Raw genomic sequence first — 17796 nt, forward strand, 5'->3', positions numbered from 1 at the left:
TTAACTATTTACCAGTTCATGCCGCGCCGCCAGCGCCAGGAAATGGCTGCGGTCACGGTAGCGGTCCGGGCTTTCTTTGACGCGGTTATCGATTCGTTTGATCAGGGTATCCGGCAGGGCGACGTTGATGCGTTGTTGTCGACCCTCAAACTCATTGAGATCAACATCGATCATAAACCAGCTGTCGTAGTCGCGATACTCATCCTGGGCTGCATAGGCCAGATAGCCTTCGTCAGTCAGAGTTTCACGGCAATATTTACCACTTTGCACCATCTCTTCGATGGTCATCAGAATCGCTTCACGCACCGCAGGCGCGATACCACGCGGGTCATCAGCAGCAGAAACACATCCATATTCGTCATTGCACAATGCGGGAACAATCAGCCCCCATGCCGTGTTGCCGTCCTCAGGAGTCTCTACGCCAACAGAAAAAAACATACTTTTTCTCCGGGAAAAGGCGGGGATTAAATCCCCGCCAGTTTTTTAATGGATTTGACAGTGCCAGGCGGTAAGTCCTTAACAGGATGCGGAACCGGGAAGGTTTTTCCGGTAACGGGAGACCACCATATCTGATGACTTCCGCCGTTATGCCTTCTCATTTCGCATCCGGCTGCTGCCAGTTCCTTTAGCAGGTCAGTCGATTTCATATCTCCTCCTGACTCACCTGCTAATTATACACACATATACACATTGTGAAGGCGTATTTACTACGCTTAAATCTTAAAAGCGCCTTACACCGCCGTCAGCCGCGGCGTATCCCAGGAGCGGCCATGCATCCCTTTCAACATGCAGAGCCATGCCAGCACGATAGCGCCAGTCAGAATGGCAAACAGCGACCATGCCGGGAGCGTGGTGAGAATAATGCCGGTCACCAGCGGGTTAAGCGCGCCGCCGAGCCAGCCGAGGGACTGCGCGGAGAAGTAGCTGGATTTCATGCCCGCCGGGGCGATGTGATCGATCAGCATGTACTCTCCCGGCGCATAGATAAGCTCGCCGATAGTAAAGACAGCCACCGACACGCCCCACAGCAGCAGATTGGTGTCGGCGATCATAAAGCCGCCCAGACCAAGAATAAAACAGAGTGTACCCAGCCCCATCAGTGGTTTCAGGTTCTGCGCCGTCAGCCGGCGGCCCACGGCGTACTGCAGTAACACCACCACGGCGGCGTTAACCGGCAGCACCAGGCCTACGGCTTTCTGGGCGAAGTCGCTGTCGGCCACCGCCAGCAGATATTGTGAAATGCAGGAGGCAAACGAGCCACCCACCAGCGAGCCAAGAAAGGCCGAGAGGGTAAACCACATCAGGGCGCGATCGTGCAGCATCACCGACGGTGACCATTTCACCGCAGCCTGATCCGGGCCGGCGCGGGCAATCTGCACCGACTGGACATAACGCTGGATCAGCACCAGCGGAATGGCCGAGGTAAATACCGCCATCCAGAACGGCATATCGATGCTGTAGACCACCAGCAGGGTGCCGAGCGGCGGGCCAATGGTCCAGCCGATGTTAAGAAAGGTGTAGTTGAGCGAGAAAATCTTCGCTTTCGCGCCAGGTTCAAGGGTATCGGCAAAGTAGCCCTTGAGCACCGTGGAGAATACCGAGTAAGCGCAGTTAATCAGCGAGAAAAAGATCACCACCAGCAGCGGGTCATGCACCAGCGGGATGGCGATAAAACCCGTAATGAATACCAGAATCGACAGCAGCATATAGCGTTTTTTATCGAAGCGGTCGGCCAGAATGCCAAAACCGAGACTGAATACCACGCCAACGGTCAGGGCGATGCTCATGGCGATGCCAACAGCATCCACCGCCATGCCATATTTGCGCGTCAGGTAGATTGCCATAAAGGGGAGCGTGGCCCCTCGGCCAATGGTGAGAAGCAGCGAAGAGGCGAGTAACCCGCCGGTAGATATCGTCGTTTTTGATAACATTTTCTTATCTTTTTCCCTGTGGCATTGAAAGCACTTATCTGAAATGCGCTGTTATTTAGCAATACCATGCCAAATCAGGGCTGTATACGGCACCAGGTGTTCTGAAGTGCCATTTTACCCCTGCCAGAATTAGTGGGGGATGACTATACAGCGGCCTCAATTCCCGATAAGTTTTAACAAATTATTAAAAAGACTGGGGCAGGTATGACGCGTAAAGACGGGTTATTGGCAATGCTGGTGGTGGTGGCCTGGGGGCTGAATTTTGTGGTGATCAAAGTGGGCCTGCACAACATGCCGCCGCTGTTGCTGGCAGGGCTGCGCTTCCTGCTGGTGGCGTTTCCGGCGCTGCTGTTCGTGGCGCGCCCTAAAATTCCGCTGCGCCTGATGCTTGGCTATGGTTTGACGATAAGCTTCGGCCAGTTTGCCTTCCTGTTCAGCGCAATTAACTTCGGCATGCCCGCCGGGCTGGCGTCGCTGGTGCTGCAGGCGCAGGCGTTTTTCACCATCATTCTCGGTGCGGTGATGTTCGGCGAGCGGCTGCAGCGACGCCAGCTGGTGGGGATCACCCTCGCAGTGTTCGGCATTCTGGTGCTGGTGGAGGCAAGCCTCACCGGGCAGCATGTGGCGCTGCTCGGGTTTATGCTCACCCTGGCCGCCGCGTTCAGCTGGGCCTGCGGCAATATTTTTAACAAGAAAATCATGATGCTGGAGCAGCGTCCGGCCATTATGTCGCTGGTGGTGTGGAGTGCGCTGATCCCCATCGTACCGTTCTTTGTCGCCAGCCTGTTGCTGGATGGCCCGGCGGTGATGCTGCGCAGTCTGGTCGAAATCGACACCGTAACGGTCGCCTCACTGGTTTATCTGGCATTTGTCGCCACCATTATCGGCTATGGCATCTGGGGCACGCTGCTTGGGCGCTATGAGACCTGGCGGGTGGCCCCCCTGTCGCTGCTGGTGCCGGTGGTGGGGCTGGCCAGCGCCGCACTGCTGCTGGATGAGCATCTCTCCCTGCTGCAGATGATCGGCGCCGTGATGATCATGGCGGGGCTGTATATCAACGTTTTCGGGCTGCGTCTTCGTCGTAAGATCCCGGCGCAGGGATAAAAAAAAGCCCCGCCGGATGGCAGGGCCGTTACGCTTAGCGGCGGGCGTTGTAATAGGGCACGCCCAGCTCATCAGACTTGTCGCTCCCGGCGCCCATATGGTTGAAATCCCACTGGGACTGGTTACTGGCCGGGGCGGCGATCAGGGTCTCGCGCGACGGAAGTGTCGTGGTGCTGGCAGGTTGTTCAGCCAGCACGGAACCCGAGGCCAGCAGCATCAGCACCGCGGCCACACAGGTATAACGTTTCATGATTTCCTCGGTTACGTCTCTCGACGATAGCAGGGGCATGATGCCCCTCTGGGTCGCTATTAATGGTTTAGCGGGTGTAAATATTTTGCCTCGCCCGGCATATCGGTAATGCGGAACTTATGCGGCGGCACCGAAAAATAGTTCTTGAAGGTGCGCGTCAGGGTCTGTTGCGATTCAAACCCGTACCGTTCAGCCAGATAGAGAATTGGCTCGTTACTGTGCTTGAGCTTGCGGGCAATTTCAGTCAGCTTGCGGTTGCGAATATACTGACCCAGGGAGTGCCCGGTCTCTTTCTTAAACATACGTTGCAGATGCCATTTGGAGTAACCCGAACGTTCCGACACTTTCTCTAACGAGAGCGGGGATTCCAGGTTATCTTCGATCCAGTCCAAAATGCTAAGGATTGTGACAGCATCATTATTACGTCTGGACATTGTCATACCTCTTCTTGTTCAGGGAAGCACCTTCTTGAGCAGGTATTCAAGCGATGCCACTTCCTCTTCTGTCAGGTTTTTAGTCAGTTCTTGATGCAGAGTTTGTCCCACTAAACGGTGGCACTGCTCACACAGCGCGGCGCCATCTGCTGTCAGCCTGACCAGCACACCGCGTTTATCATTAGGGTTCGGCAGGCGTTCAATCCAGCCTTTACATACCAGGCGATCCACCATGCGCGTCAGCGCACCCAGATCGACCGATAAGATTTTTTTAAGCTCCACCGGCGTAATGCACACTTCGCAGCGAATAGAACACAGCACTTTGAACTGCGCAGCGGTGATATCCAGGGGCGAAAGATAATCGTTAAGCAGGCGATCCTTTTTCTGATTCACCAGATGGATTAATCGTCCAAGTGGAATGATTTCATTAAACAGGTCGCTTGTGTTTTTCACGAAGGTTGCCCCGGCAAGTAGTTAGTCACGCGAGATATTATTGCCGCGGCAACCATTTGTCAAATGAATGGGTCATCCTATGCCACGATTAGCTAAACCGATTCAGGGAACAGCGGAAGAGATTGATTTATTATCATTTTTTTAAGCAACCTTAAGCCAAATTCGCCAGTATAACTCGTGACAACGTCACATAAAGAGACAACCCGGTGGCGCTGTACAAGCATTTGTTTCTATACTGCGGAGCCGCTATTTATCGCACACGGAGAGAACCATGCTGGAACTGTTACAGGCCATCGGCCTCGGGCTGGTAGTGCTGTTACCCCTCGCGAATCCCCTGACCACCGTGGCGCTGTTCCTGGGCCTCGCCGGCAACATGAACAGCGCCCAGCGCAATCAACAGGCGCTGATGGCCTCGGTCTACGTCTTTATCATTATGATTGTCGCCTGGTATGCCGGGCAGCTGGTGATGAACACCTTCGGTATTTCGATACCGGGCCTGCGTATCGCCGGCGGGCTGATCGTGGCGTTTATCGGTTTCCGCATGCTGTTCCCCCAGCAGCACGCCCATGAAAGCCCGGAGGCGAAAAGCAAATCCGAAGAGCTGAGCCAGGAGTCGGATGTCAATATCGCCTTTGTGCCGCTGGCGATGCCCAGCACCGCCGGACCCGGAACCATCGCAATGATCATCAGCTCGGCCTCCACCGTGCGCCACGGCGCGGAGTTTTCGGGCTGGGTGGTGATGCTGGCCCCGCCGCTGGTGTTTGCCCTGATTGGTCTGATCCTCTGGCTGTCACTGCGCAGCTCCGGGGCGATCATGCGCCTGGTGGGCAAGGGCGGCATCGAGGCCATTTCGCGGCTGATGGGCTTCCTGCTGGTCTGCATGGGCGTGCAGTTCATCATTAACGGCGTGCTGGAGATCGTGTCCAGCTATCACCCATAGTGGCGCGCGAGCTGTGGGTGGCACTGCTTCTGCTGGTACTGGCGGGGTGTCAGCGTCAGCAGGTCGCTGCGCCGCCGCTCGGCCAGCACAGCTTTGCCGCCTATCAGCAGCAGACCCGCGACTGGCTGCTGGCGCACCGCGCGTTTCAGACGCTGGATAAAGCCGGCGAGCTGGCCTGGAACAGCCCGCAGGAGTGGCGTCCGGCGGGGCGGGCGCGCAAGGGTATTCTGCTGGTGCACGGGCTGGGAGATTCCCCCGGCTCGTTCAGCGATATCGGCCCGGCGCTGGCGCAGCAGGGTTTTCTGGTGCGCACCGCGCTGCTCCCGGGGCACGGCACGCGCCCGGAAGATATGCTGGCGGTGACGGTCGACGACTGGCGTCAGGTAGTGCGCGAGCAGGCGGCTATGCTGGCTTCTGAGGAGGATACGCTGTGGCTCGGCGGGTTCTCTACCGGGGCCAATCTCGCGCTGGAATATGCCGTCGGGCATGACGTCGAAGGGCTGCTGTTGTTCTCTCCGGCGTTCAAATCCGATACCCGTTATGACTTCCTGGCCCCTGCGCTGGCGCTGTTCCGCGACTGGCTGCGCCCGCGCAGCAAGGTGTTCCCGCAGCAGATCGCCACGCGCTATCTGCGGGTGCCGACCAACGGCTTTGCGCAGTTCTGGTACACCAGCGCCACCGCCCGGCGCCTGCTGGCGGCACAGCCGTTTACTAAGCCGGTGGTGATGGTGCTGGCGGAGCATGATTCGGTGCTGGATACCCGCTGGATGCTTGACCGCTTCGACGAGGATTTTCCGCATCCCGCCAGTCGCCTGATCTGGTACGGTAATCCGCACACGGCGCAGCAGGCGGCCCAGCGGGTGCTGGTGCGCACCGACTATCTGCCTGACGAGCGCATCAGCCAGTTCTCCCATATGTCGGTGCTGTTCTCCCCGGATAACCCGCTGTACGGACGTGCGGGCCGGGAACGGCTGTGTGCCAACGGGCAGAGCGAGGCGTTTGCTCAGCGCTGTCTGAAGGGGGAAGAGGTGTGGTACTCCGACTGGGGATTTCAGGCGGAAGATAAAGTTCACGCTCGTCTGACGTGGAATCCGTGGTTCAGCTGGCAGGAAGCGGTCATTGGCGCAGTGGTAAACGGTACGCCGCTCCCGCCGACGCCATAAAAAAGGGTGGCCATCGCCACCCTGAAATTAATGTATTACCGGCTGGCTCTCTTCCAGCTGTACCGGCCAGCGACGGAAAATGATCACCGACCAGATCAGGGCCGCCAGCGCTGGCAGCGCCCCGACATAGCCGATGGAGGCCATCGACAGGTGCTGACTGACCAGACTGCCCGCCAGCGCGCCGGCACCGATGCCGATGTTAAAGATGCCGGAGAACAGCGACATCGCCACGTCGGTCGCATCCGGGGCCAGCGCCAGCACCTTCACCTGCATGCCAAGCCCAATCACCATCATGGCAATGCCCCAGAACGCGCTCAGCGTCAGCAGGGTGGTAGGATTACTGGCGGACGGCATCAGCAGCGCCAGGCAGAGCGCCAGCAGGCCGATAGCACCGCTCACCAGGGTGGAGGCGTGATTGTTGCCAAGCTTGCCGAACAGCACGCTGCCGAGAATACCGGTGCTGCCGAGCAGCAGCAGCAGGCCGGTGGCGAAGTTGCCGCTCAGCCCGGCAACGGTCTGCACGAACGGCTCAATGTAGCTATAGGCGGTGTAGTGGGCGGTGACCACCACGGCAATCAGGGCGTAGATGTTAATCAGCGCCGGACGGCGGAACAGGATCGGCAGGCTTTTCAGCGAGCCGGAGTGTTCGCTCGGCAGTTTCGGCAGCAGCTTAATCAGGCTGATCAGCGTTACCAGCGCTCCGACGCCAATCACAAAGAAGGTGGTACGCCAGCCAAAGTATTGCCCGACGATGCGGCCAATCGGGATACCGAGCACCATCGCCAGCGCGGTACCGGTGGCCAGCAGGCTCAGCGCCTGGGCTTTTTTACCGGCGGGCGCCAGGCGGATCGCCAGCGATGCGGTAATCGACCAGAAAATGGCGTGGGCGAAGGCAATGCCGATGCGGCTGATAATCAGCACCGTAAAGTTCCAGGCGAGGAACGAGAGCACGTGACAGCCGCTAAACAGCACGAACAGGGCGATGAGCAGCTTGCGGCGCTCAATCTGGCTGGTAAGCAGCATAAACGGCAGCGACAGCAGCGCCACGACCCAGGCGTAGATGGTGATCATGATCCCCACCTGCGCCGTCTCCATGCCAAAACTTTGCGCGATATCCGAGAGTAACCCAACCGGCACAAACTCAGTGGTATTGAAAATAAAAGCCGCGACGGCAAGCGTCACCACTCGCAGCCACGCCACACTGCGTGGGACTGTGTTAATCGTCATAGTCATTCATATCGCGTTGGTGAGAAGAAAAAGGTAAGCGAGGGATCTTAAAACCTCCGCTGACGGAAATTCAACCATTTTGTGATCTGAATCTCATTTTTAGCTGGCGTCAGCCTTCGTGAGCAAACGTGATGGTCTGGATGAGGGAGGGGCATGATAAAAATCGTTGGCGAAAAGCAGCGGCTCTGCCAGGGTGGTAGCCAGATAACCGGAGAGTAACCTGATGAACACAGTAGATTTTTACATGGTGGACGCCTTCAGCAGCGACACCTTCGGCGGCAACGCCGCAGCGGTCTGCCCGCTTACCGAGTGGCTGCCGGATGAAACCCTGTTGCGCATGGCGCAGCAGCATAACCAGTCAGAAACGGCCTTCTTCGTGCGCAGCGATAGCGGGTTCGAGCTGCGCTGGTTCACTACCCAGGCCGAAATTGACCTGTGCGGACACGCCACCGTCGCCGCGGCTCACGTGATTTTTGAGTATCTCGATTTCCCGGATACCACCATCCACTTCACCACGCGCTTCGTCGGTGACCTGGCGGTGACGCGCAACGGCGACTGGCTGACCCTCGACTTCCCGGCATGGCAGACGCAGCCGTGCGACGTGCTACCGCTGCTGCTTCAGTGTCTTGGCATCGACAGCTATCAGCAAATCAGCGTCGGGCGCGACTATCTGGTGGTGCTGGAGAGCGAGCAACAGGTGCGGGCGCTGGCCCCGGATATCCACGGGCTGAAACCGCTCGGCAAAATGGTGTGCGTGACCGCGCCGGGGGAACAGTATGATTTCGTCAGCCGTTTCTTCTGCCCTGGCGAAGCGGTGGCGGAAGATCCGGTCACCGGCTCGGCACATGCCATGCTGATCCCGTACTGGGGCGAACGCCTGGGGAAAACCACGATGCTGGCTCGTCAGGTCTCGGCCCGGGGCGGCGATCTGCGCTGTCAGTGGCAGGGCGATCGGGTGCTGATTGGCGGCCAGGCGACCACCTATCTCATTGGCAAAGTGTTTCTGCGCTAATCTTTCCGGCGGCACGCTGCCGCCTTATTTCTCAGCGGTACAGCTTCAGGTTGCCGCTCAGGCGGGTAATTTTCTTCTTCGGCCCAATCAGGCCCAGCGCCACCAGTTCGATTTGCCCGCTGGGGGTTGCGGCGATACGCTCCCCGTATTCTTCATAAGTTTTGCACGACTGCGCCAGGGCGCTGAACGGCATGGCAACCAACTCTTCATCGGCCTCGCTTACGCCATGCAGCTCCCGCAGATAGTCGCCCGCAGCCAGCAGCACCGGCAGCGGAGCAGCGATCACGCCCGGATAGTTCACCCCGTCCTGACTCTGCATGTCCGGGCCAACCAGGTTATCGGTAAGACGACCAAAACCGATCCCGATTACGCTGGCGGCATTCATCGCCAGCCCGGCGCTCAGGTGCTGGTCAATGACGATGATGCAGCGGTGGGTAGTGACATCAAATCTCACGCGTTGTCTCCTTAGCAGGCGCTGCGGGACATCCGCAGCACCGGACTATTATCCGTTAACCGCCCGGGAAAATGTTGTCTGAATCACTTGCGGAAATCGTTAAAAAGGGCAGGATTAGGCTTTAAGAGGTTCACAAACGAAAGGAATTTTCTGTTATGTCTCTTGCCGCGACAGACAAACGTATTCTCGACCTGCTCCAGCGTGATGCACGTATGACCAACCAGACGCTGGCGGATGAGATCGGCATCTCTCCCTCGCCGTGCTGGCGCAAAGTGCGCAAGCTGGAGGAGGATGGGGTGATCCAGGGTTACCGGGCGGTGCTGGACCGTAAAAAAATCGGGCTGGGGGTGATGGTGTTCGTGCGCGTCACCATCGACAGCCACAGCGAGGCGGACGCGCGTAAGTTCGAACAGGAGGTCTCGGATCTGTCGAATGTGGTGGCGTGCTACAGCATCGGCGGCGATGCCGACTTTCTGTTGCAGGTGGTCGCTGCGGATCTGGATGCCTACGCCGACTTCGCCATGACGGTGATCCGCCGTCTGCCAGGCATTAAGGAGATGCAGAGCATGTTCGTGCTCAAAGAGATCAAAGCCCTGGCGGCGTGGCCGGTGGAGAAATAGCGCCGCGCCGCCGCCGGGTTACGGCAGCCGGGCAATGTTGCTTTTGATCACCGCCGCCGCGTGACTGAATTTTGCCTGCTCGTCCTCGGCCAGCTGCAGCTCGATGATCTGCTGCACCCCACCGTGCGCCAGCACCGCCGGGACGCCGATCGCCAGCCCGCGTTCACCATATTCGCCGTCGAGAATGCATGAGATAGCCAGCGCACGGTGGCTGCCGGTGAAGATATTGCGGCAGATCTCGGCGATGGTGCCGGCGATGCCGTATTCGGTGCAGCCTTTACGGGCGTAGATTTCAAACCCCAGCTTGCGCACCGTCTCCGCCAGCGCGTCGCGATCGAGCGCCATCCCGGTGTGCTTCAGGCAGACGTCACTCACCGGTGAACCGTAGACGGAGGAGTGCGACCACACCGGGAACTGTGCATCGCCGTGCTCGCCGAGAATAAACGCATCGATGCTCTGCGCACCGATATCCAGCTTCTCCGCCAGAGTGCGGCGCAGGCGGGTGGTATCGAGCCAGACCCCGGTGCCGATCACCTGGCTACGCGACAGACCCGACAGCTGATACACCTGCCAGGTAATGATGTCACAGGGGTTAGTCGCGACGAGGAAAATGCCGTTGAACCCGCCCGCCATCATCTGCGGCACGATGGTTTTCACGATGCGCGCCGTGCTGGTCAGCTCGTCTAACCGCGTCTGCCCGGGCTTCAGCGCCCCGCCGGAGACCGTTAACACCGCGATATCCACGTCCGCGCAGTCGCTGGCTTCGCGCACCGTGACCGAGATCATTCCCGGCATATAGGCCGCAGCATCGCGCAGATCCTGACAGTGGCCCTCCACGCGGTCAGCGTCGAGATCCACCAGAATCAGCTCCTCGCAGATGTTCTGGTTTAAAAGCGCGTAGGCTGCGGAGGTACCCACATTTCCGCTGCCGATAATCATTACTTTACGGGGTTTTGTGTTCATTCTGCTTCCCTGGTCAGTGATAAACGCTGGCATTACCTTACACTGTAGCGCTGCTTTGGCATCATCGCCTTTACTTATAAGCGCTGGCTTTTCATCTCTGTAAGCAGGGCGGTGAAGGCATCGAGCGTCGGTGTCAGCGCTCCGCGTCGCCAGATAAGCCAGGTGGTCAGCCGTTCCCAGCGGTCCGGCATCGGCCAGGCGCTCACCCGATCGCTGGCCGGCATACTCTCCAGCATGGCACGCGGCATCAGCGCCAGCCCGGCGCCGGCGATGACGCAGGCCAGCATGCCGTGGTAGGACTCCATCTCGTGGATGCGCCCCGGACGTGCGCCGTCGTCGTGAAACCAGCTCTCGAAGTGACGCCGGTAGGAGCAGTTCGCGCGAAAGGCATACACCTGCTCGCCATCCACTTCCCGGGCGCGGGTGATGGGCGCATGATCGGCGGGGGCGACAATCATCATCTGCTCATCAAACACCGGTACGCCATCCAGTTGCGGGTGCAGCAGCGGCCCGTCGACAAAGGCTGCGCTCAGCGCACCGTCAAGCACCGCATCGATCATGGTGCCGGATGGACCGGTGACCAGATTGAACTGAATGCGGGCATAGCGCTGCTTGAACTGCGCCAGCAGAGGCGGCAAGCGCACGGCGGCGGTGCTCTCCAGCGATCCCAGGGCAAACAGGCCTTCCGGCTCGTCACCGGCGACCACGCGCCGCGCTTCCTCGACCAGGCCGGTGATGCGCTGGCTGTAGCTGAGAAAACTGTGCCCGGCCGGGGAGAGCCGCAGGCGCTGATTTTCGCGGATGAACAGCGTCACCCCCAGCTCCTCTTCCAGTTTCTGAATGCGCGTCGTGAGGTTCGACGGCACGCGGTGCACCTGCTTCGCTGCCGCGGTAATGCTGCCGCTTTCGGCCACGGCGTTGAACATCTCCAGCTGAGTCAGATCCATGGTGTTCTCGATTTGTGAATATTATGCTTAATAATATTCACTTTTAACGAACGGGGGAAGCGGGCATGCTGAACGCAGACTATTTATAAGGAGTTCACCATGCATTTACCTGATACCCATGCGCTGTCCCGCAACCCGTTCACCGGCGAGGTTATTGGCGCCTATCCCTTCGCGTCAGCCGCAGAAGTCGATGCCGCGCTGGCCAGCGTGGATAAAGGCTTTCGCGCCATGCGCACCCTGAGCGTGGCCCAGCGCGCAGCATTGCTCACCCGTCTGGCGGCCGCCATTCGCGCCCGCAGCGAGGAGATGGCCCGTACCATCACCGCCGAAATGGGCAAACCCATTACCCAGGCGCGCGCCGAAGTGGAAAAATCCGCCGGGCTGTGCGAGTGGTACGCCGCGCAAGGGCCGGCAATGCTGGCCAGCGAACCGACGCAGGTGGAGAACAACCAGGCGGTGATTGAGTACCGTCCGCTTGGTCCGATCCTCGCCGTGATGCCGTGGAATTTCCCGCTGTGGCAGGTGCTGCGCGGCGCGGTACCGATCCTGCTGGCCGGGAACAGCTATTTGCTCAAGCATGCGCCGAACGTCACCGCCAGCGCCCAGCTGATCGATGAGGCGATGCGCGAAGCGGGTTTCCCGGACGGCGCGTTTGAATATCTGGTGGCGGATAACGATGCGGTCAGCCGGGTGATTAACGATGCGCGCATTGCGGCGGTTACCGTGACCGGTAGCGTGCGGGCGGGCGGGGCGATTGCCGCTCAGGCCGGCGCGGCGCTGAAAAAATGCGTGCTGGAGCTGGGCGGCAGCGATCCCTTTATCGTGCTGAACGATGCCGATCTCGATATGGCGGTCAAAGCGGCGGTCGCCGGGCGTTTCCAGAATACCGGGCAGGTGTGCGCGGCGGCGAAGCGCTTTATTGTCGACGCCGCCATCGCGCCCGACTTTACGGCCCGCGTTGTGGAAGCCACCCGCGCCCTGACGCTGGGCGATCCGACTCAGGACGCAACCTATATCGGCCCGATGGCGCGCGCCGATCTGCGCGACGAGCTGCACCAGCAGGTGCAGGCCACCCTGAGTGAAGGCGCTACGCTGCTGCTCGGCGGCGAGAAGCTCGCTGGCGAGGCAAACTTCTATGCCCCGACGGTGCTTGGCAACGTCACGCCGGAGATGATCGCGTTTCGTCAGGAACTGTTCGGCCCGGTGGCGGCCATCACCGTAGCGCAGAATGCCGAACACGCCCTGCAGCTGGCGAATGACAGCGACTTCGGGCTGAGCGCGACGATTTTTAGCGCCGATGAAGATCGCGCGCTTGATATGGCCGCGCGGCTGGAGTGCGGTGGGGTATTCATCAACGGCTGGTCGGCCAGCGATCCGCGCGTCGCCTTCGGCGGGGTGAAGAAGAGCGGCTACGGTCGTGAACTGTCACACTTCGGGCTGCACGAGTTCTGTAACGTCCAGACGGTGTGGAAAAACCGCCGCTAGTCCTCATGCGCCGCCTGCGGGCGGCGCTGCGATGTCATCTGCGTGCAATAAAAGTGACATTTATCCTCAGTAGACTCGCCCTCTCTGGCTTTTACTGAAGAATATCATGAACCTAAGTCAAATTTCTGGCGTTATGCGCCGCCGTTTCCAGCCCCGGGAGTTTGGTTTACTGGCCGGGATTTTGTGCGTCATTGCCCTTTTCTCCGCACTGCAGTTACTTTCCACATTCCTGGTCTCCTCGTTGCTGCATGACACCCGGCAGAGCGTTGAACTGCGCGAGCAGCAGCGCCAGCAGCAGGTGAAGATGGATGAAGCGCGGGTGGCGTTGCTCACCGCCAGCGATCTGCTCAACCGCGGCGGCGTCTGGTTTATGCAGGATAAAGAGACCGGTTCCGATGGGAGCTGGGTCAGCCTGAACGAAGAGGCCCAGCGCGCGCTGGCGCACTCCCACGAGGCCTACACCGCCTTCAGCGCCGGGTATGCGAATAAAGACGATCCGCTTCTTACCAGCTACCAGCAGTTTTATGGTGCGCTGAAGGAGATGGCAGACAGCATGCAGAAGGATAAGAGTATCGATGCCTTCTTTATTGTTCCCGCCCAGGCATTCCAGAGCGATTTCAACGACAAGTACGCGGCGTATCAGCGCAGCACCGCGCAACAAACCGATGCGGCCAGCCACGCCCTGATGGACAGCCTGTCATCGGCTAAGAATCTGTTTATCGCCGTGCTGGTGGGGCTGGGCGTTATCGCCGTGCTGGTATGGCGCGGCGTTGCCAGCTGGGTGATCCGTCCGCTGAAGCAGCTTATCGCGCACATCCACCAGCTCGCCGCCGGGGATCTCGCCACGCCGCTGCCTGCGGTGCCGCGTCGCAACCGCGAAGTGGGGGAGTTGCGCAGCAGCATCGATGACATGCAGCAGGGGCTGCAGCGTCTGGTGCAGGACGTGCGCGATGCCACCGCCGGGATGATCGCCAATATCAACCAGCTCGCCGATGATAATCAGCAGCTTTCGCGTCAGTCGGCGCGTCAGGCGCAGGAGCTTGCCAACGTGACGACGCATATCGCCTCGCTGGAGTCGCACGTTGAGGAGAACAGCGAATACGCCCGGGTCGCCAACCAGCGCGCTGATGAAGCGCGAGCCATCGCCAGCGGCGGCGACACCATGATGCAGACGGTGAATCACTCGATGCAGGACATCGTCGCCCGCTCGGCAGAGATGCGCGGCATCGTGGCGCTGATCGACAACGTGGCGTTTCAGACCAACATCCTGGCGCTGAATGCCGCCATTGAAGCGGCCCATGCGGGCAACCACGGGCGCGGCTTCGCGGTGGTGGCGCGGGAGGTCGGGCTGCTGGCGCGGCAGAGCAGCCAGTCCACCAGTACCATCCAGCAGCTGATCCACCATTCACTGCAGGGCATCGAGGCCGGTTCCCAGGCGGTGGCGCGTCTGGAGAGCAACCTTGAGCAGGTGACCGGGCTGGTGGGCAAACTGACCGGGCTGCTGAGCGAGATCTCGGTGGCAACGGTGAATCAGGGCGAAAGTATTCACGAAGTGATGCACCGCATCGGCGCGCTGAACCAGGTGGCTACCCATACCGGTACGCTGGTGGAGCAGAGCGCGGACGCGTCCCGTCGCCTGCGCGACGAGTCGCAACGCCTCGATGAAACCATCGCCCGTTTTCGTCTGCCTGAGTCAGCAATGGTCTGATATACTCCCCGCCGTTTTAACAGGGGAGGTACAGGTGGCGACAACACTGAGTAACGCGTTGCTGGATGAGATCCTGGCGCAGGTTCGCCCGCTTATCGGGCAGGGCAAGGTGGCGGATTATATTCCGGCGCTGGCAGAAGTGCCGGCGGATAAGCTGGGCATTGCCATCTGTACCGTAGACGGGAAGTGCTTCAGCGCCGGCGACGCCGCCGAGCGTTTCTCCATTCAGTCGGTCTCTAAAGTGCTGAGCCTGGTGCTGGCGATGGGTTTGTATGAGGACGACGAGATCTGGCAGCGGGTGGGGAAAGATCCTTCCGGTCAGCCGTTCAACTCGCTGCTTCAGCTGGAGCTGGAGCAGGGTAAACCGCGCAATCCCTTCATCAATGCCGGTGCGCTGGTGGTGTGCGATATGCTGCAGTCGCGTCTCAGTGCCCCGAAGCAGCGCATGCTGGAAGTGGTGCGCCGGCTTTCGGGCGTTGAGGATCTGGTGTACGACACCCGGGTCGCCCGGTCGGAGTTTGACCACGCCGCTCGTAATGCCGCCATTGCCTGGCTGATGAAGTCCTTTGGTAACTTCCACAACGACGTGATGACGGTGCTGCAGAGCTATTTCCACTACTGCGCCCTGAAAATGAGCTGCGACGAGCTGGCAAAAACCTTTCTGTTTCTCGCCTGTCAGGGACGTGCCCCGCATCTTGATGCTCCGGTGATCTCCCCGCTGCAGACGCGCCAGATCAATGCTCTGATGGCCACCAGCGGTATGTATGAAAATTCAGGTGAATTTGCCTGGCGCGTCGGGATGCCGGGGAAATCCGGCGTCGGCGGCGGAATTGTCGCCGTGGTGCCGCACGAGATGTCGATTGCCGTCTGGAGCCCTGAGCTGGATGCAGCCGGCAATTCGCTGGCGGGCATTGCCGCACTGGAGATCCTCGCCGCCCGTATCGGCAGGTCGGTATTCTGATGAACGATGACTTTGCCCCGCTGTTTGCCCGCCTGCAGCGTTCTGCGTTTCGCAAGCGCTTCCACCTGGGCGCGAAAGAGCGGCAGTACTGCCTCGACAAAGGCGCGGACACCATCGATCGCCACGCGGCAGACTTTATCGCTAAGCGGCTGGCGGCCGCATACACGACCAACGACGGCAAGCAGACGCCGATGCGCGGTCATCCGGTGTTTATCGCCCAGCATGCCACCGCAACCTGCTGTCGCGGTTGCCTCGCGAAATGGCACGGCATTCCCGCCGGCGTGGCGCTCAGCGAGGCCGAACAGGCGCGTATTGTCAGCGTCATTCATTGCTGGCTGGTGCAGGAGATGAACGGCCCGGCGCGCTAATTTTAGCGCCCCGACAGACGCTAAGTTAATCCTTAAATAAGAGGGGTTAATTCAGCTCTTTGCAGCGACTAAAGTTTAGCAAACATGCTAAGCTAAACGATATTTTACGAGCGACCGCGATAATTGCATGGGGCAATTACTTGGATTCCAATCGAATGACGACGGCTTATTCTGGTAAGCATTATTTCTTTCAAGAAGAAAAAGTTTTAATAAACGTGGTCGGTGTTTTTATCCTGACCACGCTATTTTATTTTTTTGGTGCGATGCTGCGTCTGGTAGATGAGCTGTCGCTGTTCTGGCCCCTGAACGGGGTGATGGCCGGGATTTTTGCCCGCTACGCGTTTCTCAACAAACCGCTCTATTATTTTGTCTGTTACCTGGCAATGATCGTCTATGACTCGGTGACCACCACCTGGGGACTGGCATCGCTGGCGGTTAACTTCTCGAATATGATTTTTATCGTGCTGGTGGCGCGGCTGTTAATCCGCGATCAGGTGCGCTCCAAAGGCACGCCGCGCGCCATCAATGCGCTTAATCTGTTTAATTACTGTCTTATCGGCGCGTTGTTCAGCGCGCTGTTCGGCGCGGTGGCCTCCATCGACATCGATGACCGCAACTTCCTGCCGCTGTTTGCCGACTGGTTCAGCGAGCAGTTCGCCACCGGGGTGCTCATCCTGCCCTGTATGCTGACCATGAAAACGCCAGTGTTTCGCGAGCGCATCTCGGCCGACAAAATCTACCCGCTGATTGGCGTCGCGGTATCGCTTGGTGCCTCGGTGATGGTCGGCGGGGCGGGGAGCCTGGCCTTTCCGCTGCCGGCGCTGATCTGGTGTGCGGTGCGCTTTACGCTCCCCGCCTCGTGCCTGGTTACCTTCCTGACCGGGGTGATTGAGATTGTGCTGGTGGCCAACTCAATCATCGAAATCAACAGCCATGCCACGCTTATCACCAGCCAGATGTTCTCGGCGCGGCTCGGGATCGCCACCATCGCCATTTGCCCGCTGATTGTTTCCATCAGCGTGGCAGCGATAAACAAGCTGATGGCGCAGGTCTCACGCCGCGCCGACTACGATTACCTTACCGGCGTTCACTCCCGTTCCGGCCTGCATGAAGCGCTGAAAATCATGGACGAAAACGGCAACGTGCCGCGCCAGATGAGCATGATGCTGCTGGATATCGATTACTTCAAAGGCATCAATGATAACTACGGCCACGAGTGCGGCGATCTGGTGCTGGCGGCCTTCGCTGCGAAAGTCGGCCAGGTAGTTGGCGAGCGCGGTCTGGTGGCGCGCATGGGCGGCGAAGAGTTTGCTGTCTTCTGTCCGGGCGCGGATGCAGAGGAGGGGTATATCATCGCCGAGCAGATCCGCAATGCCGTGGCGCAGCACGCCTTCGAGTGGAAGAAAAACCGCCTGTGGCTCACCGTGAGTATCGGGCTTGGCAGTAAAACCCGCAGCTGGGACTCGTTCACCGAAGCGTTCGGCGAGTTGATGCCCCACGCTGACCGCTACCTTTATATCTCCAAAAATCAGGGGCGTAACCGCACCAGCGCGGAAAACATGCCCTCTGAGTCGCTTACCCAGCGTGCAGTCTGATACCGGGCGCAGTTATCTTTATTTAACCTAAATTTAGTGGGGATATTATTCCCTCAACTACAATCAGCTGATAAAAATACTGCGCCGGTAGAATACGTACATCAGAGAGTGAAATCGCAACAATAAAAAGGCTTTTTATTTTTCCTTTTATGGGATGATTTAAAGCCCTTATTATTAATGC

The 17796-nt window shown here is 59.2% G+C and carries 20 protein-coding genes; 10 read left to right on the top strand and 10 right to left on the bottom strand.

All coding sequences use genetic code 11. The features are described from left to right. The 3 genes from KFZ77_RS09045 to ydeE form a co-directional block, all read right to left on the bottom strand. Window positions 1–438, bottom strand: a complete 438-nt coding sequence (locus KFZ77_RS09045) for a type II toxin-antitoxin system HicB family antitoxin (RefSeq protein ID WP_264386060.1) — start codon at window positions 436–438, stop codon at window positions 1–3. A 26-nt stretch (window positions 439–464) separates the two neighbouring features. Further along, on the bottom strand, window positions 465–647 hold the full coding sequence (locus KFZ77_RS09050; RefSeq protein WP_264386061.1) for a type II toxin-antitoxin system HicA family toxin: 183 nt from the start codon (window positions 645–647) through the stop codon (window positions 465–467). A gap of 84 nt (window positions 648–731) precedes the next feature. Beyond that, a complete protein-coding gene (gene ydeE / locus KFZ77_RS09055; protein ID WP_264386062.1) occupies window positions 732–1931 on the bottom strand; it encodes an efflux MFS transporter YdeE in 1200 nt (399 codons plus the stop codon). Window positions 1932–2135: 204 nt separating this feature from the next. Here ydeE and eamA point away from each other — a divergent pair, with 204 nt between their 5' ends. After that, window positions 2136–3035: an O-acetylserine/cysteine exporter gene (eamA, locus tag KFZ77_RS09060; protein ID WP_031522706.1), complete on the top strand. Its 900-nt coding sequence runs from the start codon at window positions 2136–2138 to the stop codon at window positions 3033–3035. Window positions 3036–3069: 34 nt separating this feature from the next. On the opposite strand, the gene KFZ77_RS09065 is transcribed toward eamA, so the two are convergent. Genes KFZ77_RS09065 through marR form a run of 3 tightly spaced genes read right to left on the bottom strand, consistent with a single transcriptional unit; the run spans window position 3070 to window position 4172 of the window. Then, entirely contained in the window at window positions 3070–3285 is a 216-nt protein-coding gene (locus KFZ77_RS09065; protein WP_031522708.1) for a multiple antibiotic resistance protein MarB, read from the bottom strand. Between the two features lie 59 nt (window positions 3286–3344). Beyond that, window positions 3345–3719 (bottom strand): MDR efflux pump AcrAB transcriptional activator MarA, encoded by a 375-nt coding sequence (gene marA, locus KFZ77_RS09070; protein WP_024548731.1) that lies wholly within the window; start codon window positions 3717–3719, stop codon window positions 3345–3347. A gap of 18 nt (window positions 3720–3737) precedes the next feature. Further along, a complete protein-coding gene (gene marR / locus KFZ77_RS09075; protein WP_031522710.1) occupies window positions 3738–4172 on the bottom strand; it encodes a multiple antibiotic resistance transcriptional regulator MarR in 435 nt (144 codons plus the stop codon). 271 nt (window positions 4173–4443) lie between these two features. On the opposite strand from marR, the gene KFZ77_RS09080 reads away from it, so the two are divergent. Then, the gene (locus tag KFZ77_RS09080; protein ID WP_264386063.1) at window positions 4444–5112 is read left to right on the top strand and encodes a MarC family NAAT transporter; all 669 of its coding nucleotides are present in this window, start codon (window positions 4444–4446) and stop codon (window positions 5110–5112) included. An 11-nt stretch (window positions 5113–5123) separates the two neighbouring features. Further along, window positions 5124–6275, top strand: coding sequence for an alpha/beta hydrolase (locus KFZ77_RS09085; RefSeq protein WP_264386170.1), 1152 nt, complete (start codon window positions 5124–5126; stop codon window positions 6273–6275). Window positions 6276–6302: 27 nt separating this feature from the next. Here the strand turns inward: KFZ77_RS09085 and KFZ77_RS09090 are convergent, their stop codons facing one another. After that, window positions 6303–7502, bottom strand: a complete 1200-nt coding sequence (locus tag KFZ77_RS09090) for a sugar transporter (protein WP_264386064.1) — start codon at window positions 7500–7502, stop codon at window positions 6303–6305. A gap of 223 nt (window positions 7503–7725) precedes the next feature. Here KFZ77_RS09090 and KFZ77_RS09095 point away from each other — a divergent pair, with 223 nt between their 5' ends. Then, window positions 7726–8514, top strand: coding sequence for a PhzF family phenazine biosynthesis protein (locus KFZ77_RS09095; protein ID WP_264386065.1), 789 nt, complete (start codon window positions 7726–7728; stop codon window positions 8512–8514). Between the two features lie 31 nt (window positions 8515–8545). Here KFZ77_RS09095 and KFZ77_RS09100 read toward each other — a convergent pair whose 3' ends face one another. Beyond that, window positions 8546–8968 (bottom strand): DUF2000 domain-containing protein, encoded by a 423-nt coding sequence (locus tag KFZ77_RS09100; RefSeq protein WP_031522719.1) that lies wholly within the window; start codon window positions 8966–8968, stop codon window positions 8546–8548. A 155-nt stretch (window positions 8969–9123) separates the two neighbouring features. Between KFZ77_RS09100 and KFZ77_RS09105 the strand changes: the two genes are divergently transcribed. Further along, complete coding sequence (locus tag KFZ77_RS09105) at window positions 9124–9588, top strand: Lrp/AsnC family transcriptional regulator (RefSeq protein ID WP_264386066.1); 465 nt, start codon at window positions 9124–9126, stop codon at window positions 9586–9588. 18 nt (window positions 9589–9606) lie between these two features. On the opposite strand, the gene KFZ77_RS09110 is transcribed toward KFZ77_RS09105, so the two are convergent. Both KFZ77_RS09110 and ptrR read right to left on the bottom strand, forming a co-directional pair. Then, entirely contained in the window at window positions 9607–10551 is a 945-nt protein-coding gene (locus KFZ77_RS09110; RefSeq protein ID WP_264386067.1) for an L-lactate dehydrogenase, read from the bottom strand. Between the two features lie 74 nt (window positions 10552–10625). Then, a complete protein-coding gene (gene ptrR, locus KFZ77_RS09115) occupies window positions 10626–11498 on the bottom strand; it encodes a putrescine utilization regulator PtrR (RefSeq protein ID WP_264386068.1) in 873 nt (290 codons plus the stop codon). A 99-nt stretch (window positions 11499–11597) separates the two neighbouring features. On the opposite strand from ptrR, the gene KFZ77_RS09120 reads away from it, so the two are divergent. The 5 genes from KFZ77_RS09120 to KFZ77_RS09140 all read left to right on the top strand — a co-directional run bounded on the left by KFZ77_RS09120 (window position 11598) and on the right by KFZ77_RS09140 (window position 17615). Beyond that, window positions 11598–12983 (top strand): aldehyde dehydrogenase family protein, encoded by a 1386-nt coding sequence (locus tag KFZ77_RS09120; RefSeq protein ID WP_264386069.1) that lies wholly within the window; start codon window positions 11598–11600, stop codon window positions 12981–12983. Window positions 12984–13089: 106 nt separating this feature from the next. Further along, the gene (locus KFZ77_RS09125; RefSeq protein WP_264386070.1) at window positions 13090–14691 is read left to right on the top strand and encodes a methyl-accepting chemotaxis protein; all 1602 of its coding nucleotides are present in this window, start codon (window positions 13090–13092) and stop codon (window positions 14689–14691) included. Window positions 14692–14725: 34 nt separating this feature from the next. Continuing rightward, complete coding sequence (glsB, locus tag KFZ77_RS09130; protein ID WP_031522731.1) at window positions 14726–15652, top strand: glutaminase B; 927 nt, start codon at window positions 14726–14728, stop codon at window positions 15650–15652. Continuing rightward, a complete protein-coding gene (locus tag KFZ77_RS09135) occupies window positions 15652–16020 on the top strand; it encodes a DUF4186 domain-containing protein (protein ID WP_264386071.1) in 369 nt (122 codons plus the stop codon). Before glsB ends, KFZ77_RS09135 begins: the two co-directional genes overlap by 1 nt. 155 nt (window positions 16021–16175) lie before the next feature. Beyond that, window positions 16176–17615 (top strand): GGDEF domain-containing protein, encoded by a 1440-nt coding sequence (locus KFZ77_RS09140; protein WP_264386072.1) that lies wholly within the window; start codon window positions 16176–16178, stop codon window positions 17613–17615. Window positions 17616–17796 lie beyond the last annotated feature (181 nt).

The sequence above is a fragment of the Siccibacter colletis genome (genome assembly GCF_025914095.1).
Taxonomy (GTDB): domain Bacteria; phylum Pseudomonadota; class Gammaproteobacteria; order Enterobacterales; family Enterobacteriaceae; genus Siccibacter; species Siccibacter colletis.

Bases quoted from the DNA above. Each gene is read 5' to 3' on its own strand.
- KFZ77_RS09095 (WP_264386065.1), top strand. From the start codon at position 7,726: ATGAACACAGTAGATTTTTACATGGTGGACGCCTTCAGCAGCGACACC.
- eamA (WP_031522706.1), top strand. From the start codon at position 2,136: ATGACGCGTAAAGACGGGTTATTGGCAATGCTGGTGGTGGTGGCCTGG.
- ptrR (WP_264386068.1), bottom strand. From the start codon at position 11,498: ATGGATCTGACTCAGCTGGAGATGTTCAACGCCGTGGCCGAAAGCGGC.
- KFZ77_RS09080 (WP_264386063.1), top strand. From the start codon at position 4,444: ATGCTGGAACTGTTACAGGCCATCGGCCTCGGGCTGGTAGTGCTGTTA.
- marA (WP_024548731.1), bottom strand. From the start codon at position 3,719: ATGTCCAGACGTAATAATGATGCTGTCACAATCCTTAGCATTTTGGAC.
- KFZ77_RS09110 (WP_264386067.1), bottom strand. From the start codon at position 10,551: ATGAACACAAAACCCCGTAAAGTAATGATTATCGGCAGCGGAAATGTG.
- ydeE (WP_264386062.1), bottom strand. From the start codon at position 1,931: ATGTTATCAAAAACGACGATATCTACCGGCGGGTTACTCGCCTCTTCG.
- KFZ77_RS09120 (WP_264386069.1), top strand. From the start codon at position 11,598: ATGCATTTACCTGATACCCATGCGCTGTCCCGCAACCCGTTCACCGGC.
- KFZ77_RS09105 (WP_264386066.1), top strand. From the start codon at position 9,124: ATGTCTCTTGCCGCGACAGACAAACGTATTCTCGACCTGCTCCAGCGT.
- KFZ77_RS09090 (WP_264386064.1), bottom strand. From the start codon at position 7,502: ATGACGATTAACACAGTCCCACGCAGTGTGGCGTGGCTGCGAGTGGTG.
- KFZ77_RS09050 (WP_264386061.1), bottom strand. From the start codon at position 647: ATGAAATCGACTGACCTGCTAAAGGAACTGGCAGCAGCCGGATGCGAA.
- KFZ77_RS09140 (WP_264386072.1), top strand. From the start codon at position 16,176: ATGACGACGGCTTATTCTGGTAAGCATTATTTCTTTCAAGAAGAAAAA.
- KFZ77_RS09045 (WP_264386060.1), bottom strand. From the start codon at position 438: ATGTTTTTTTCTGTTGGCGTAGAGACTCCTGAGGACGGCAACACGGCA.
- KFZ77_RS09125 (WP_264386070.1), top strand. From the start codon at position 13,090: ATGAACCTAAGTCAAATTTCTGGCGTTATGCGCCGCCGTTTCCAGCCC.
- KFZ77_RS09065 (WP_031522708.1), bottom strand. From the start codon at position 3,285: ATGAAACGTTATACCTGTGTGGCCGCGGTGCTGATGCTGCTGGCCTCG.
- KFZ77_RS09135 (WP_264386071.1), top strand. From the start codon at position 15,652: ATGAACGATGACTTTGCCCCGCTGTTTGCCCGCCTGCAGCGTTCTGCG.